The 17,200-nt window shown below is 59.9% G+C and carries 13 protein-coding genes and 1 pseudogene; 8 read left to right on the top strand and 6 right to left on the bottom strand.

The annotated features are described in order from the left end of the window. Window positions 1–50: 50 nt before the first annotated feature. From FFM81_RS27945 to FFM81_RS27955, 3 genes and pseudogenes are all read right to left on the bottom strand, one after another. Window positions 51–2,210 (bottom strand): ParB/RepB/Spo0J family partition protein, encoded by a 2,160-nt coding sequence (locus FFM81_RS27945; protein WP_138385482.1) that lies wholly within the window; start codon window positions 2,208–2,210, stop codon window positions 51–53. A gap of 370 nt (window positions 2,211–2,580) precedes the next feature. Then, window positions 2,581–2,866: pseudogene (locus FFM81_RS27950) on the bottom strand (type II toxin-antitoxin system RelE/ParE family toxin); the annotation flags it as partial. A 16-nt stretch (window positions 2,867–2,882) separates the two neighbouring features. Further along, complete coding sequence (locus tag FFM81_RS27955; protein WP_138385481.1) at window positions 2,883–3,134, bottom strand: antitoxin; 252 nt, start codon at window positions 3,132–3,134, stop codon at window positions 2,883–2,885. A 240-nt stretch (window positions 3,135–3,374) separates the two neighbouring features. Between FFM81_RS27955 and FFM81_RS27960 the strand changes: the two genes are divergently transcribed. Further along, a complete protein-coding gene (locus tag FFM81_RS27960) occupies window positions 3,375–4,469 on the top strand; it encodes a helix-turn-helix domain-containing protein (protein WP_138385480.1) in 1,095 nt (364 codons plus the stop codon). Here FFM81_RS27960 and FFM81_RS27965 read toward each other — a convergent pair. Together FFM81_RS27965 and FFM81_RS27970 are read right to left on the bottom strand one after the other, a co-directional pair. After that, entirely contained in the window at window positions 4,424–5,449 is a 1,026-nt protein-coding gene (locus FFM81_RS27965) for an alpha/beta hydrolase family protein (RefSeq protein WP_138385479.1), read from the bottom strand. The two genes, FFM81_RS27960 and FFM81_RS27965, sit on opposite strands and share 46 nt — an antisense overlap. Before the next feature lie 412 nt (window positions 5,450–5,861). Next, on the bottom strand, window positions 5,862–6,584 hold the full coding sequence (locus FFM81_RS27970; protein ID WP_138385478.1) for a helix-turn-helix transcriptional regulator: 723 nt from the start codon (window positions 6,582–6,584) through the stop codon (window positions 5,862–5,864). 438 nt (window positions 6,585–7,022) lie between these two features. On the opposite strand from FFM81_RS27970, the gene FFM81_RS27975 reads away from it, so the two are divergent. Continuing rightward, window positions 7,023–8,813: a methyl-accepting chemotaxis protein gene (locus FFM81_RS27975; protein ID WP_138385477.1), complete on the top strand. Its 1,791-nt coding sequence runs from the start codon at window positions 7,023–7,025 to the stop codon at window positions 8,811–8,813. Between the two features lie 268 nt (window positions 8,814–9,081). After that, window positions 9,082–10,221 (top strand): ROK family transcriptional regulator, encoded by a 1,140-nt coding sequence (locus FFM81_RS27980; RefSeq protein ID WP_097536928.1) that lies wholly within the window; start codon window positions 9,082–9,084, stop codon window positions 10,219–10,221. Window positions 10,222–10,250: 29 nt separating this feature from the next. Here the strand turns inward: FFM81_RS27980 and FFM81_RS27985 are convergent, their stop codons facing one another. Continuing rightward, window positions 10,251–11,297: a Gfo/Idh/MocA family protein gene (locus FFM81_RS27985; protein ID WP_097536954.1), complete on the bottom strand. Its 1,047-nt coding sequence runs from the start codon at window positions 11,295–11,297 to the stop codon at window positions 10,251–10,253. Window positions 11,298–11,634: 337 nt separating this feature from the next. Between FFM81_RS27985 and FFM81_RS27990 the strand changes: the two genes are divergently transcribed. The 5 genes from FFM81_RS27990 to FFM81_RS28010 all read left to right on the top strand — a co-directional run bounded on the left by FFM81_RS27990 (window position 11,635) and on the right by FFM81_RS28010 (window position 17,183). Then, window positions 11,635–12,933, top strand: a complete 1,299-nt coding sequence (locus FFM81_RS27990) for a type 2 periplasmic-binding domain-containing protein (protein WP_138385476.1) — start codon at window positions 11,635–11,637, stop codon at window positions 12,931–12,933. A 299-nt stretch (window positions 12,934–13,232) separates the two neighbouring features. Next, on the top strand, window positions 13,233–14,162 hold the full coding sequence (locus FFM81_RS27995; protein ID WP_025418151.1) for a carbohydrate ABC transporter permease: 930 nt from the start codon (window positions 13,233–13,235) through the stop codon (window positions 14,160–14,162). Continuing rightward, window positions 14,159–15,001: a carbohydrate ABC transporter permease gene (locus tag FFM81_RS28000; RefSeq protein WP_003571663.1), complete on the top strand. Its 843-nt coding sequence runs from the start codon at window positions 14,159–14,161 to the stop codon at window positions 14,999–15,001. Before FFM81_RS27995 ends, FFM81_RS28000 begins: the two co-directional genes overlap by 4 nt. A gap of 43 nt (window positions 15,002–15,044) precedes the next feature. Next, entirely contained in the window at window positions 15,045–16,283 is a 1,239-nt protein-coding gene (locus tag FFM81_RS28005) for an ROK family transcriptional regulator (protein WP_003571665.1), read from the top strand. 45 nt (window positions 16,284–16,328) lie between these two features. After that, a complete protein-coding gene (locus tag FFM81_RS28010; RefSeq protein WP_138385667.1) occupies window positions 16,329–17,183 on the top strand; it encodes a sugar phosphate isomerase/epimerase family protein in 855 nt (284 codons plus the stop codon). Window positions 17,184–17,200: the final 17 nt, after the last annotated feature.

Genomic DNA, 17,200 nt, shown 5'->3' on the forward strand with positions numbered 1-17,200 from the left:
AAATTGAAGGCCCGGCGCACCGGCCGGACCTTGACTTGTCGTGTTAAAGCCTACTCGGCAGCGTCGAGATGTTTCTGCTCCACCTGGATGTCGGCCTTCAGCTCCGTTGCCGTTTCGTCGATATTCACGTTGCCACCGAGGACCGCTGGAAGATCTGAAGCCTCGGCTTCGAGGAGGGCATCGTCGCCGGTGTTGTCGGCGACGTCACCGGCTGCTGTCCCGGGGCTTTCTGCCGATGCCTCTTCAATCGCCATCCTCAGCGGCTCGGGGAGCCAGCCGCTGCCGTCGAGCAGGCGCTCTGCCTCACGCGCCATATCGGCCTTCTTCAGATGATCGATCAGATGAGCCGACTGCTCGCCCCTCGCCTCCCGCACGGCCTGCAGGATATGCGCCTTGGTCACCCTGCCGAGATAGGCATCGACCGTCGGCGTCCAGCCGGCATCGACCATGTCGAAGCCGATCGAACGAGCGAGCTTATCGGCATGAGCGATGGCGCGGGTGCGCTTGTTCCATGGTTCGATCACCGCGTTGAGCGAAAGGGATGCGCAGTGGGCAAACAATGCCAGCCGGCTGACCTCATCGAGCCCGATCAGGAAGTCCCAGAGATCGTCGGGCGCCTTCGGAAGGTCTTGGCCCCAGGCCTCCTGCCGCTGATCGATCTCCTTGGCCCAGACGGTGTCGGCAAGCCCTACGGTCTGGCCGAACCCCGCACGTTGCAGCGTCAGTTCCAGGCACGTGTCCGACCCATAGAGGTAGAAGGTTTTGAGGACAAAGGCGTGCAGCACGGCAATGAAGGCGATGATCGGATCGTTGGCGAGCGCATTGCGCAGGGCCACCGTGCGGGTCGCCGTCAGATCGACAACCAGGCGGTCGGACCAGGGGCGGATGGCGTCGTCTTCCTCCTCTGACTGATCATTCACAACACGGCCACCGATCGCCACCCCACCGGTCGACGACGATCCGATCACCTCGTGGCCGACCTCGCTCCCGGAGATCACGGCATCGGTCTCCACCGTCCCGGGCTGCGGTTCGTCCTCCGGTCGGACAAAGCCACGCTCGATCCGCAGTTCGCCGCCGGCGTCGAGCGAAATGAACACGCCGCCACGGGCGACATCCTCTGGATCGAAGATATATGGCCGGTCGTTGAACCGATCGAGTTCGGCGCCGAGTTCCTCCAGCCGATGTTCGGTTTCCTCGAAATGCTCCTCGGCCGCGGCATAGGCTGCATCGAGTTCGTCATATTCGGACTTCAGCTCGCCGTGTCGATCAATCTCTTCATCGGTCATGTCGACCTGACGGCCATAGAGACGACGGAGCCCCGATGTATGACCGTAAGGAAAGTCGAAAGCGGCTTCGACCCACTTCCAGCCTTCCGCCGCCTTGAGCGCCTCGGCGTCTGCCGCCAATTTCTCGAACGCCAATTGCTCGACCAGTGCCGGATCCTGGAGCCATCCGCCATTGTCCTGCTCGAACAGGTCGCGCATGACGACGCCGCCGGCGACTTCATACGCATCGACACCAACATAGACGGCCCGGCGGTCGCTCGCGCTGATCGTCGTTTCGGTCAAAAGCCTGCGGATATAATAGGGTTCGCGAAGCTGCTGGCGCGAGACCGTGTCCCAGACCTGCTCCTGCCGGATATGGTCGTTGGTGAGGGAAAAGGCCATGATCTGTTCAAGCTTCATGTCCTCATTGGCGTAGAGCTCGAGCAGCCGCGGCGAGACCGAAGCCAACCGCAGACGTTGCCGGACGGTCGCTGCCGAGACAAAGAAGCGGGCTGCGATTTCCTCTTCGCCGATCCCCTGCTCACGCAAGCTCTGGAACGCGCGGTATTGGTCAAGGGGGTGAAGATCGGCACGGTGGAAATTTTCAGCAAGCGAATCCTCGGTTTCAGACGTTTCGCCGATACTGACGATGCATGGAATGCCGGCGGTCTTTGCGAGCCGTTTGCGTGAGACAAGCAGTTCAAGCGCACGGTAGCGCCGGCCGCCGGCCGGGATGCGAAAAAAGCCGGTCTCCTTGCCTTCGCCGTCGACCTCAGCCCGAACATTCAGGCTCGTCAGCAGTCCGCGGCGCGCTATGTCGTCTGCGAGATCTTCAATCGAGACGCCGACCTTGGTCCGACGCACATTTTGCTCGCTCAAAACAAGTTTATTGAAAGGTATGTCGCGTCCAACACTGAGCGTGACTTTCTCTATGGCTTGTGCCATGTCGTTTCTCCGTGACGCGCCGGCCGGAGCTCTCTCCAGCCTCCAAACCCGTCGGAAAATTTCCTTCCCTCCTCTCCCTCTACCGCATTCTCAGCTTCCAGATAGGCGACGATCAGCCACAACCCCAGTTCGCCGACAATCCCAGGCAGCGCCGTCTTCGGACAATAAGGGTCAAGCCCATGAGCCTCCCACGCAGCCGGGCAGGCACCAATTCCGACATGAATGGTCAGATGGAATACTCGGCACCGATCGCGATGCCCATTATTCGACGTCTGCAGCGGTTGAAGGGATCAGAACTGGTGACCCCCTTTGAACCACTCGACAACAACGATTTATTGGCCTTAAGCTCAGGCAATCTCGCCTGCAAAAATCATTCGTTCAGACGATCAGCCAAACGCTTCATGAGATCCATTCGTTCATGAAGAATGGCCACGATAAGGGCAGGCGCATCCTCTCGAAGCAGACAAAAGACGTAGTGATGTTCGCATCGCGGCATTCGTAACGCCGGATGAAGCGCGCTCATATCCTTGAAAGGAGCTTTGCCCTCGGCAAGGTTTGCGATACCTCGCTCCAATGCCGAGACGATAGCGGCGTATCTGGGCCGCATTCCATTGATCGCGTGTGTAGCGGAGTAAAGAACGTAGGTCCGCTTCCGCCTAAAAATGTAAGCCGTCAAGCACGATCCTGAGCAATCTCCTCGCCGAGGATCTCACCTATTGCTTTGGTCGACAGTTTTTCGGCGAGCCCGTCATTGATGCGCGTGTTCATTAGCATCTTCAGCTCTTCCCAGGCTCGTTCTCCATTTGCGTCACCGGGAAAAAGGCGCTCGAGTGCATATTGCTTGATTGTCTTGCCCTGCAAAGCGGCCAGTGCCTTTAAGCTTTGATGTTGCCGGTCCGTTATGTCGATCGTCAATCGGCTCATCTAACACGTTCCTGAACTCTGATAACCCACATTAACACATATGTGGGTATGCGGGTACCGCGGAATCCTCGGTCTCCCCTCGACCCTCAGCGAAGAACAGAAGCAAGGTGTGCGTGGCGAGTTGGCTACGGGGACCGGCGTTTCGGCGATCGCCAGAAAATATGCGACCAGTCGGCAAACCATTATGGGCGTGCTAGACGAAACGCAGCGACCAATTCACTCGGGCAATGGAGCGACTTGATGTTGGCGATACCATTGCCTTTTGTAATAGCGCTTCTGCTCGTCATCCTCCTGATCCGGGTCCTTGCCCAGCGCGAAGCAAATCTACGGCCAGTCGCCGGTTTCATCAGCGTTTGCATTCTTCTGGTAACCCTAGTTGGGCTCCGCTGGAGCGTTGATCTCCGGATGGTACGATTTTTTCAGCCCGTCGTCGCGGCACTGCTGCCATCCACCGCCTGGCTTAGCTTTTCCAAGCTTGGGCAGTCGCCGTCGAAAAGCAGGTGGCTTCATTTCTTCCCAGCCGCAGTCATCGTGGTTCTTTCAGCGACTTGGGAGAGATGGCACCCGCCGATCGATCTGCTCCTTCCGGTTCTGTATTTCGCCTATGGCACATCTCTGATCCATCGTTCGTACGGCGAATCCAATGGTTTCGAATGGACGCGGCTGAGCGACGTTGCTAACGCTCGAAGGGCAGCGCTATCAGCAGGCTGGCTGCTCCTGTTTTCGGGTGCCGTCGATCTCGTGATCGCTGCCGACTTCCTTCTTTATCAGGGTAGCCACGCCGTCTCTATTGTCGGCATCGCCAACGTCATTACGCTACCATTCTTGGCCTACGCGATCGCAGTTCTCGGTTGGAGTGTGCCGCAAACGCAATCGTCCAACCAGACTTGGGTTGACGGTCAGGACGAACAGCCCTCCAACCACGAAACAGCGTCGGCAGGGCAAGATGACGCTCGGATCATAACCGCAATCGAAACCATCATGCGGGACAAACATCTATTCCGCGATCCGGACCTGACTCTGAATCGCCTTTCACGCAAACTGGGCATTCCGTCGCGCCAAATCTCGGGTGCAGTAAATCGGACCCTCGGCCGAAACATCTCGCAGGTTGTCAACGAATACCGGATCAGGGAAGCACAGCACTTGCTATCGGAGACCGATCGCTCGATCACGGCAGTGATGTTCGATTGCGGCTTCTACACAAAATCCAATTTCAACAGGGAGTTTGTCAGAGTAACAGGTATGACGCCGAGCGACCACCGCCGCTCGGCCGGCCGAGCGAATGCTGGCTACTTGGCCGGGATGGCTTTGGTCAAAAATCCGCTGACGAGATAAGCTACCTCGCGATGGATTGCTTCACGGCTTCGCGTCCCGCCGTCCTTGCAGGCCACGCCATTGCCCGGCTCTTCCTTTTCGATGAGCGCGGCGGCACCCGGCTTACAGAGACCCATGAAGCTGAAGTGCATGGCATCTGGAATTTCGACATAGGTCGAGGACATTTCCGGGAGGTGATCCGCAAGATATCCGCTTTCCAGCCTCGGTGGTAAACCGCCGATGTCGATGCCGGCGGCGATCACGAGAGATGGTACCCGCAGCCTTGCCAAACTCTCCGGAGTAAATCCCCTCCCCAGTCCGAGATCGAGGGACACAAACGCCTGCACACGCGGGTCCTTCATATCCCACTCGATTTCAAGCCGGTTCAGTCCAAGCTCGTTCTTAAGAGCGCATGCGCGAGGGCTGGTTTGGGCTAGGCAGTCCTTTTCAAACCACGTCGTATCAAAACGCGCACCGGCTAACGCCGTGACCGTCCAACCGCCCAACGAGTGCCCTATGGCTGCAATCCGACCGGCATCGACGGTGCCGGCAAGAGCAGGATCACCCTCCAAAAGGTCGATCACGCGGCTAAGATCGCGCGGACGTTCCCAGAGTTTCGCCGCCTGCGCAGGATCCATATTGAACGTTGTCGTGCCAGGATGGTCAGGTGCTGCAACGATGTATCCTTGCTCGACGAGATCAATCGCCAACCAGCTAAGGTTTCGCCACGAACCGCCATAGCCGTGCGACAGGACGACAAGTGGCCGCCCCGTTGACGCAGGTTTCGCATCCCGAATGGCCGGGACCCCAAAGAATGCGCGATTCTCACCGACGATCTCTGCCTTGGCGCCGTCTTCGGTTGGGTACCATATGCTGATATGAAGGGGTCGCGCTCCATCTATATCGATATCGGTCTCGCGGAAGCCAACGGCGTCCGCAGAGTGGGCGAGTTCAGTGGTGATCAGCAAGAATCCCAGGGCGTGCAATAGAGATTTGAACATGGAAGCCTCTCTTTAGAATGAGCACGGCTTCATGCGCCAAAATGAGAGGCAAAAAGACCTAGAACACGATTGAGTACGCCAAGACCGCAATTGTGTTTCGGGTTCATCCTACGCAGCGCAGGATTTTAAACAGATCTTGTTCTGCCCTCATCATAAGATGGAAGTCGGCGATGATGGCTGACGAAATCAGAAATCTTGGCACCTCCGTGCGCCCCCGCCATCGCGCTCGGCCTGATCAGCATTTCGCCAGGAGTAGCTCGTCGTTGCCGCAGCGTCTGCTGCAGACCTGGCACGCCTTCAAGGTGCGCCCTTCATTGGTTTGCCAAGCCGACTATGCCGACCTAGCAACCTGGACCGCGCACTCACCACGATCGGGGATTGGACACGAACAGGACGTTCGCCGACAGGCTCCTTAAACCCGAATGATATTGAGACGCAACGCGCTGACGACTGCCTGCGTTCTTGTCGTGCATCCGAGCTTCTTGATCGCGCTGCCGATGTGATTGTTGACCGCATGTTCCGACAGATCGAGAAGCTTGGCAATTTCGATGCTCTTGCGGCCGCCGGCCGTCAGTCGCAGGCAGTCCAGCTCGCTCGAGGTAAAGGCGATCGGCTTGTGTTTCTCGTTCAATGTCAGCTGCGAGAGCCGATCATAGATGAGCGTCGCGATATACAAGAGTTTCGCCATTTCAAATACGCTAAAATTCCGCGACCCCGAAATCGACATCGCACCGCGACCACCGGCGGCATCATGGACGGGAAAATAGGCTCCTTTTTCCAGGCCATATCGGTTGAATAATTCGATGACCGTGGACTTCTTACCTTCTCCGCGATCGGTATTGATCGCTGCGACATCGTAGTTGAACGGGCTGGTCGATCTCAGCATCCGGCGGATAACCGGACTGTCGACCATCAGGTTATGGGCGTCGTAATAATCGACCATCTCCGCCGGCCAGTTGGTGATGATTTTTGTCGCGCCTATTTCGACGACGTCGACATTGGGCAATGTCATGATCAGGAAAGCGGTCATCCCCAGATACTGGGTGAGGCCCTTCATATATTTGAAGACTTCGTAATGAGTGTTGAAGCCTGCGGCGACTTCCTCAATTCCAATGAACTCCGTCTCGAACGTCATGTCTCTCTCCGATCGCCAATCGTATTGGGCACTTGGCGGACGATGTCCACTTATCGCTCGTATCGGAAGTTGATTCTGCACGCTCGAAGGACGGCGAAATATGCACCTACAGTGGAAAAACAGAAAGACCTTTTGAAGGCGGAAAACAGGTCGGCGGCCGTTGCTTAATAAAAAGTAAACGATCGTCGACCTTTAGGGATGAGCCGATGAGAAAAAAAGCTGTGAAATCCCATCAGGAAGATCCTGCTGCCGAGGCGAAGCCTTAAGACAAACGACTGATTCTGCCTCCTTATTTTTCTCAACGGCACCGAAGTTCAGACACCCTAGCCCGGTTAAAGGAAGCTTAAAGAATTTAGCGGATTCTATTTCCTGGATGCTTGTCCAGCGAAGCCCGTCATGGGTCGCGGCGATCGCGTGGATCTGGGGTAGGGGAAAAGCATGAAAAAAATAGGATTGGGCTTCGGATCTGACGCCAAGGCCGTACTGGCGGCGATGAGCAGGTCGCAGGCCATCATCGAATTCGACCTTGCCGGCAAGATCTTGACGGCCAATGCCAATTTCTGTGCCGCGCTCGGCTACCAGCTGCCCGAGATTGTCGGCCAGCACCACCGGATGTTCGTCGAGCCGGCAGAAGCCGCTTCAGCCGATTATCGCGAATTCTGGGCGAGGCTCGGCCGTGGCGAGTTCGATCAGCGCCAGTACAAGCGCATCGGCAAGGGCGGCAAGGAAATCTGGATCGAAGCCTCCTATAATCCGGTCTTCAGTGGCGGCAAGCCGTACAAAGTCGTGAAATTCGCGACCGACATCACCAGGCAGAAGCTGCAAAACGCGGAGGACGCCGGCAAGATAAGTGCGCTGTCCCGTGCCCAGGCGGTGATCGAATTCACACCAAAGGGCGAGATTCTGACGGCCAACCAGAATTTCCTGTCGACGCTCGGCTATCAGCTGGCGGAGATCCAGGGGCGCCACCATTCGATGTTTTGCGACAGCGCTTACGCCAACAGTGACGATTACCGGCAGTTCTGGGCGCGTCTGTCAGCCGGCGAGTTCGTGGCCGACGAGTTTCTGCGCATCGGCAAGGGCGGCAAAAAGGTCTATATCCAGGCTTCCTACAATCCGATCTTCGACATGAATGGCAAGGTGTTCAAGGTCGTCAAGTTCGCGACAGACGTCACCGCGCGCGTCAGCAATGTCGACCAGCTAGCGGCATCCCTGACGGCGCTCTCTGGCGGCGATTTGACCCAGGAAGTCGCTACACCCTTCATTCCGACACTGGAAAAACTCCGCACCGACTTCAACGCCGCTGTCAGCAAGCTGCGCACGGCGATGCAGGTGGTGGCCCAAAACGCAACCGGCATCGCTGCCGGAGCCCAGCAGGTTCGTTCCGCTTCGGACGATCTGTCGAAGCGCACGGAGCAGCAGGCGGCCTCCGTCGAGCAGACCGCGGCCGCGCTTGAAGAGATCACCACGACTGTCTCCGATTCCAGCAACCGCGCCCAGGAGGCCGGGCAGCTGGTGCGAAGGACCCGTGAGAATGCCGAGCGCTCCGGGGCGGTGGTCCGCAGCGCCGTCGATGCGATGGGGAAGATCGAGACATCGTCTGCGGAAATCAGCAATATTATCGGCGTGATCGACGAAATCGCCTTTCAGACCAATCTGTTGGCCCTCAACGCCGGTGTCGAGGCGGCGCGTGCGGGCGATGCCGGCAAAGGTTTTGCGGTCGTCGCGCAAGAAGTCCGCGAGCTTGCCCAGAGATCGGCCAAGGCGGCAAAGGAGATCAAGGAGCTCATCAGCGCCTCCAACGAGCATGTGAAGAGCGGGGTGACCTTGGTTGGCGAAACTGGCAAGGCCCTGGAAGAAATCGTCGGCCAGGTTCAGCAGGTCAACGGCAATGTTCTTGCGATCGTCGAAAGTTCAAGGGAGCAGGCGACGGGATTGAAGGAAATCAACACCGCCGTAAACACCATGGACCAGGGTACGCAGCAGAATGCGGCCATGGTCGAGGAATCGACGGCGGCTTCCCATAGTCTCGCCAAGGAGGCTGACGCGCTGTTCCAACTGCTGGGACAGTTCAACATCGGCGGCGTGGCCTCACGCCAGCAACGTCCCGTCGTGGCGACCGCCGCTTCCAGGCCCGTCACATCGGCGCCGCGGGCAATGGTCGCCAAGGTCGGCGCCGCCTTCCATGGCAATGCGGCAGTTGCCGGTGGCGACTGGGAGGAGTTCTGAGGCGCAGCCGGCTGTTTGACAGCCTTTTCCGATCGCTTCAGCTGTCATGGGAGCTGAAGGAAAAGTGGCCGCCATGGAAAAGATGATCAATGTAATCCATGGCTTATCACGTCGTGGATTTCGCCGGCGCCTTCTCGCACCCGTGACACCCCAATGACAAGCGGTTCGAGCGACGGAAACACTCGACTTGAGACCAACTGGAAAATTATTAAGAGCTTCAAGAACAGGCGTGCTACACAATTGAGATAGGGCTCTAGGGAAGACAGTGATGCGGTATCTTCGGTCAGGGCCGCGTCGGCTTCACACCCAGGAGATGGGCGTTCCGCGCGCCAAAACGGTAGGTCTTAGGTCGGGTGAAATCGCCGATCGGAATATTCGCGTCATTCTGGAGGCAATCCGCCGGCACGGGCCGCTGACGCGCACCGAGCTTGGGCGGCATAGCGGGCTGACCGGGCCTGGCATCACCAATATCCTGCGGCGGCTCGCCGACGAGAAGCTCGTGACGTCGAACCGGCGCACTGGGCTCGGGGGCGGCGCGACCGCCACCGAATTCGCGCTTCGGCCGGAGGGCGCCTTTTCAGTCGGCGTCAAGCTTCGCCAGAGGCGTGGCGAGATGGTGCTCATCGATCTCAGCGGCCAAGTGCATGACCGGGTCTATTTCGCCCTCGATCCAGCAGACAAGGTCAAGCTGGTGCATGCGGCCGTTCGGGATATGGTCGATCGCCATGGCGCATTGCCGATCATCGGGCTCGGCATCGCCGCCAACGACTGGACGGAGGATGAGAGCGACGCGATCGCCGCGATGTCCTCGATCGCCCGTCCCTATGTCGAGAACGAGTGCACGGCAGGCCTTCTCGCCGAGCGCACGATCGGCAGCGCTACGCGGGATCGAGGGCTTGCGATGATCATCATCGATGACGACGTCCAGGCCGGTTTTCTCATTCGCGGCATTCCGTATTCCGGCGTGCATGGCCGTGCGGGCAGCATCGGCGAAATGCTGACCGGCCCCGACAATGTGCAGCTCAACACTGTGGTCGGTTTCGGTTCCCTGCGCTCGCGCATCGGTGACGAGGGCTTTGCGCGCCTGCTGAAAGGCGAGGAAGTCCCCTCCCCGTCGCTGTCGCAGTGGATACGCGAGGCCGCCGGCCATCTGCTCGACCCGATCATCGCCATGGCCGGTTTCCTTGCCCCGAGCGTCGTCATGATCGGCGGCGATCTGCCGCAAGGCGTGATCGAAGCGCTGATCCATCAACTCTCCATCGAGCGGCGCGACACCGCAACGAGACCGTTGCTGACACCCTGGATTTCGCCGATGAAACCGGCGAGCTTCAGCGGCGGCGGCGTGGCGCTCGGTGCTGCCCTCCTGCCTTTCCTCAACACGCTTCTGCTGCCGCCGGCTTCTGCCTGAGGCCAAAGGCGCTGCGCGCTTTGACCGGGTCAGGTCAGTGTTTCGTCGGCGTGGCTGAGATCGGAAGCCAGCGCCTTGTCGAGCACCTTCTGGATGTTGGCCGCGCGCCGGAAGGACGGTTCCTGCGTCCTGCCGGCCCGCACCGCCTGCACGAAACGCTGGTAGTTGGTCTCGACGGGATCGAAGGGCACGTCGCGCCAGGTCGCCGTATGCACGTCTTCACCGAGACAGGCGCGCAGCGTCGACTGGCCGGTATCGTAGATCATCTCTATCGAGCCGGTTTCTCCGTAGACCCGGAGGCGCAGCTGGTCTAGCTGACCGGCGGCGGTGCGCGTCGCCTGGATCGTGCCGATCGCCCCATTGGTGAAATCGACATTCATCGTGAAGCTGTCATTGGCGTCGAGATCATATTCGCCGATCTTATGGCCGGGCGCCTTGTCGAAGGTCTTCAGCCGCGCGAAGACATGCGCAACGTCGAGGCCGGAACCATAGGAGGCGAAATCGACGATGTGGATGCCGATATCGCCGAGCGCGCCGTTCGAGCCGTGCTTTTTGCTCAGCCGCCACAGCCATTTGCTTTCGCTCTTCCAGTCGCCCCAGTGGCGGCCGACCAGCCAGCTTTGCAGATGCGACGCCTCGACATGGCGCACCGCGCCGATCTCGCCGGCGAGCACCATCTGCCGGCCTTTCTGCAGGGCGGGCGAATTGCGATAGGTGAAATTGACCATGCCGACCTTGCCCGAGCGCTCGATCGCCTCGGTCATTTCCATCGCTTTGACCGCATCGGTGGCGAGCGGCTTTTCGCAGAAGACATGTTTGCCGGCAGCGATCGCCTGAAGCGTCGTCGGGTGGTGGATGCTGTCGGGCGTGACGTTCGCAACCGCATCGAATTCGCCCCAGGCAAGCGCCTCCTCCAGTGAGGTGAAATGATGGGCGATGCCGTGTTCGGTGCAGAAGGCGGCCAGCCGCTCCGGGACGACATCGACGCCGCCGACGACGCTGACGCCTTCGATTGCCTTGAAGCGCGCAGCGTGCTGGTTGGCCATGCCGCCGGTGCCGAGAATGAGTAAACGCATCTTCTCCTCCATGGACAGTTTCCGGCCGCGTGCAGCCGGGCAAAACCAAAGCTTGCCAGCGCGGCCGTCCGCGATCGCTCTTGTTTCCTTCAGGAAAATGCAGGGTCGATGCGCCGCGCGCCCATGCTGGACGTCGCATCACTTTAATTTGGTGCGCATCCCTTCCGAAAACCCGGACGCGCGCTAGCTGCTGTTGAATGTCGCCAGCATCTCAACCTCCCAAGCTGCTGCTTGACATCAAATCAAAGTAACTTAATCTAATTAATGCAGCACGGAAACGAGGAGAGGTCAACCGACCGCCTGGCTGTATTCGTTCAAAATGGGGAGGAGACCCATCATGAAGAGCGTGACCGTCAGCGCATTGGCGCTGAGCACTATGTTATTTTCCACATCCGCCATTTTTGCCCAGGAACTTGCCACCAAAGACCGGATCGGCACTGCCGATGCGCCGAAGACGCTGATCGTCCGCCTGACGAACGACAGCCCGAACAATTCCGATCCAGCCATCGCCGAGGGCTACCAGAAACTTTTCGTCGATTTCATCAAGAAGCATCCGGACTGGAAATTGCAGATGCAATTCATGTCCTCCGACATCGGCACCGAACAGGCCAAGATGCTGGAGCAGGCCAAGGCCGGCAACGCGCCGGATTGCGCCGCCGTCGACTCGTTCGTGCTGTCGCAGTTCATGGTCAACAAAGTGCTGGCCGACTTCACGCCCTATTTCTCGAAGGAAGAAGTGGACGATCTCTTCCCCTTCATTCGCAGCGGCATCACCGACAAGGACCAGACGGTGCGCGCCTGGTGGTGGGATACCGACCTTCGCGTGCTCTACCGCAACAAGTCGGTTGTCGCAGATGCGCCGCAGACATGGGACGATCTGAAGGCGGCTGCCCTTGCCTCGACCAAGGAGGGAATGGAAGGTGTGCTCTTCAACGGCGGTCGCTGGGAAGGCACGACCTTCGATTGGCTCGCCAATTACTGGGCGCTCGGCGGCAAGCTCGTCGATGACAGCGGCAAGCCGGTCTTCGGCGAAGGCGAGAACAAGGAAAAATTCCTGAAGGCGCTGAATTATTTCAAGGATCTCGTCGATTCCGGCGCGGCTCCCAAGCGCGTCAGCACGATCGCCAATTACGACGATATGAACGCCGCGGCAGCCGCGGAGACAACGGCCCTCTTCATCGGCGGCAACTGGCAATATGCGCAGCTGAAGTCGACGCTCGACGAAGACGAATTCAAGAACTGGACCTTCTCGCCGATCCCCGGCCCGACGGCCGATCAGCGCTCGACAGGCACCGGCGGCTGGACGATCGCCTCTTTCAGCAAGGACAAGGAGAAGGTCGAGATGTGCGCCAACCTCGCACGCGAGGTCTATATGGGGCCCGCCAATGCGCTGCAGCAGCAGCTGCCGACCCGCAAGTCGCTGTTCGACAAGTATGAGGTCTTCTCGACGGAGGCCAACAAGACTTTCGCAAAGGCTCTGGTCGACGGGCAGGCCCGCCCGGGCGTGCCGATCTATCCTGAAATATCAAACCAGATCCAGATCATGATGGGCGACGTGCTGTCAGGAACAAAGAAGCCGGAAGAGGCGCTGGATGCCGCCTTCAATGCGGCGATGGAGGCTTACAAGCGTCTTTGATGCCACGGCGTGCTTGGTTAGCCCCTCATCCGGCTGCCGCCACCCCCGGGGTCGAGCCACGGGTCTCGATCCGTCCTTCGGACCCCGCTCGCGAGGAAAAGGGACAAGATGCAACCTCTCTCCGTCCCTCGCCAACGCCTCGTGGGGCATGTCCCCTCTCCCCGTTCTTACGGGGAGAGGGCTAGGGCGAGGGGCAGCTATCGGCCGCTCTGAAACCCGGCGTCCGTGACGCTTCCAACCACGACGGTGCCTGCCCTTCAGGCGTCGTCGACAGTGCCAAACCCGGACAGGGAAGCCCAATGAGCCCTATTGCCATCGAGGCTGAGGACTTGCCTCAAAGCAGATCGTTCATGCGCCGTTTCGCCGGGGCGCCGCTGCCCTGGATCATGCCGGTGATCGTCGTCATCGGCATCTTCTACCTCTACCCCGTCATCGACGTCTTCCGTCTTTCCTTCACCAATGCGACGCTGATCGGCGACAATCAGCAATATACTCTGGGCTCGATCGTCAATGCGCTCAGCTCGCCGCAATTGCCCGACATTCTCTGGGCGACCCTGATCTTCGTCGGCGGCAGCGTCATCGGCCAGCAGATCCTCGGCCTTGCAGTCGCCGTTACGGTCATCCGCGGCGAAAAGCGCGGCCTGTTCGGCACCACGATTCTCAGAACGACGGCGCTCGTCGCCTGGGTGGTGCCCGGCATTGCCGGCGGCATCATCTGGCAGATGCTGTTTTCCGAAGCGCCTTACGGGGCGCTGAACAGCATATTGAGGCTGATGCACATGCCGACCGTCGCCTGGCTGTCGGACCCGGCGATCGCGCCGTGGTCGACGCTGATTTCCAATATCTGGCGTGGCACGGCCTTTTCGATGGTGGTGATGTATGCGGCGCTGAAGTCGATCGATCCCTCGCTCTATGAAGCGGCCGAAGTCGACGGCGCCACGGCCTCGCAGCAGTTTTTCTTCGTGACGCTGCCGCAACTGCGCGCCGCCATCCTCGTCAACATGATCCTCATCACCATCCAGACGGTGAACACCTTCGATGCGATCATCACGCTGACCGGCGGCGGTCCGGGGCGCGCCACCGAGGTGATCTCGCTCTACGTCTTCAACATCGTCTTCAGAAACTACGATCTTTCCGGCGGCAGCGTGCTTTCCGTGCTCATGCTGATCATCAGCCTCGGGCTTGCCGTCGTCTATGCGTCGTTCCTGCCGAAGGAGGAAGAGCAATGAGCGGGAGGACCGGAACGCGGCTCGGCGATGCGCTCAGCTATCTCTTCATGCTGGCGATGTTCATCTTCTTCGCCGGCCCCCTCACCTATCTCCTGTCGATGGCGATGCGCGACAAGCGCGAAATCTATCGGGGCGCGGCGCGCTATATTCCGCAAAACCCCACCATCGACAATTTCATCACCGTGCTCAACAACAGCTACTTTCCGATCTATCTCTGGAACGGCCTCAAGCTCGCGGCCCTGAGCGGGATCGGCGTGCTGATCGTTGCGTTGCCCGCGGCTTACGCTTTCTCCCGCTTCAACTTTCGCGGCAAGGGACTGTCGATGATGGGGCTCCTGCTTTTCCAGATGATCTCGCCGCTGGTCATCATGGTACCGCTCTACCGCTATATGAACCGGCTCGGCCTGCTGGACACGCATTTTGCCGTCGTCATGGTCTATATCGCGCTCGGCGTTCCGCTGGCGACCTGGCTTCTGAAGAGCACGGTCGACGGCATCCCCCGCAGCCTCGACGAAGCCGCCATGATCGACGGCTGCAACCGGTTTTCGGTCTTCTGGCGCATCGTACTTCCCTTGTCGGCGCCGGGCATCGCCTCCGTCTTCATCATCACGGTGATTGCCGGCTGGTCGCAATTCCTTGTGCCTTTCCTGCTGCTCACCAAAAATGACCTGATGCCGATCGGCGTCGGAATCTTTAACTTCCGTGGCATGCAGACCGACTCGTCCATCCAGTTGCTTGCCGCCGCCTGCCTGATCTCGGTGGTTCCGGCAATCGTCGCCTTCCTCTCGCTGCAGAGACTGATCCTCGGCGCGATGACCAGCGGCGCGGTGAAAGGATGAGGGCCGGTTTCAGTCTCCCGTGCGCGATGAAGGATGCGACCCCATGAACCAGACGCTCGGCGCCAGGCCGTCACCCGATCTGACCGGCGCCAATGTCGAAGATGCAGGGGAGCATAACAGGGCCGTCGTCCTGCGCTGCATCCATCGCCAGGCGCCGATTTCGCGGGCCGAAATCGCCCGGCGGACGGGTTTTACCAAACCGGCGATCGCCCGCATCGTCGATCGGCTGCTGGATGAGGGGCTGATCATGGAAGCCCGCCGGCGGCATGGGCTGAGAGGCCAGCCGGCAATCGAACTCGAGATCAATCCGGACGCCTGTTTTGCGATCGGCATCAATATCGATCGCGACCACCTGACGATCCTGGCGGTCGACGCCGTCGGCAATGTCCGCGCCCGGGTGCATCATGAAAAGCGCTTCATCCTGCCCACGGAATTCCTGCAGCTGACATCAGATGCGATTTCGCATTTCCAGCGCAGCCGGCTGATCGACGACGCGCGGCTCGCCGGCATCGGTCTGGCGATGCCGGATTGGCTTGGGGAGATTTCGCTGCTCGGCAAGCCCAAGGCCTATCAGGAATGGACTGAATTCGATGTGCGCGCGGCGCTGGAGAACCTGACGCAGCATCCTGTCTTCATCGAAAACGAAGCCAATGCCGCAGCCCTTGCCGAGCTCGACTACGGCCTCGGCGCGGAGAGCAGCAGCTTCTTCTATATCGCCGTCAATGCCTGCCCGGGCGGCGGCCTCGTGCTCGACGGCAACGGTCATCGCGGCGCCATGGGCCTCAGCGGCGAGATCGGCTGGCTTCCGATCGCCGACGGCGGCGACGGGAAAGCACAGAAGGTCCAGCTTCTTGGTGAGATCTTCTCGCTGTTTTCCCTTTATGATTTCCTGTCGCGGCAAGGCGTCGAGGTGAGTGTTCCCCACGATCTCCTGACGCTGGATACACATGGCAGGCGTTTGGTTTCGCAGTGGCTGAAGGAAATGAGCGCGCATCTGGCCGTCGCCGTCAAACATATCGGCATGATCGTCGATCCCGACGCCGTCCTCGTCGGCGGCCGGCTGCCGATCCGGATCGTCGACGAGTTGCTGCGTTATGTGCACGAACATCTCGATGCCAACGACGTCACTCTTCCGTCGCTTCATCGCGCCTCGATCGGCGAGGATGCCTCGGCCATGGGGGCGGCGGCCATGCCGATGGCGGCGGCCCTCATGCTCGCATCGGCGGATGTCGCCCAACGCACACGCTCGCCGCTCAAAAACATGGATCGCCTGAACAGTTGAAACGGCCGCAAGGCCCCCGGATTTTGATGAGGATCGGAGGATATGATGAAGATCGGCTTCTACACCTCGACATTCAATGACCGCCCGCTGGAGGAGGTCGTGGATTTCGCCGCGTCGGCCGGGTTCGATGCGATCGAGATCGATGTCGGCGGCCATATCAAGACGCCCGACCGGGTGGAGGAGGCCATCTCGCTGACCAGGAGCCGCGGTCTCTTCGTCTCCTCGATCACCTATTTCGGCAACCAGCTCGATGCCGACCGCGACAAGCGCCGGGAGCTTCGGGCAAAGACATCAGAATTCGCCAGAGCGATCGGCGCCGCCGGCGTCCCGATCTTCGTGATCTTCCCCGGTCGTGACGATACGGCAAGCGACGAGGCCAATTACGACGACTTCGCCGACTTCGCAAACGGGCTGATCGCAGAGACGCAGGCAAGCGGCCTCACCTTCGCGATCGAGAACTGGCCAGGGCCGAAAGACAATTTCATCGGGACGACGCCGAAGGGATGGCAGGAGCTTTTCCGCCGGATCGAAGACCGCCGCTTCGGCCTCGAATTCGATCCCTCGCACCTCATCCGCATCGGCGTCGATCCCTATCGGGCGCTGGAGGCGGTCAAGGATCGCATCGCCATCCTCCACGCCAAGGACACGGCGATCGACGCCGAGGCTCTGCAGGCGATCGGCTATCACGGCAAGGGCTGGTGGCAATACAAGCTGCCGGGGCTCGGCCTGCTCGACTGGCCGAGTTTCCTCGGACAGGCACGCGGCCACGGTTTTGACGGCACGCTCTCGATCGAGCACGAGGATGCCGCCTATGGCTGGCCGGGCAAGGACCTGGCGGCGCGCAAGCAGGGCGAGCGCCTCGGCCTCGATTATCTCAAAAGCGTCTTGAACGGACTTTGACGGCGAATTCGGGAGGA

Source organism: Rhizobium hidalgonense (assembly GCF_005862185.2).
Classification (GTDB): domain Bacteria; phylum Pseudomonadota; class Alphaproteobacteria; order Rhizobiales; family Rhizobiaceae; genus Rhizobium; species Rhizobium hidalgonense.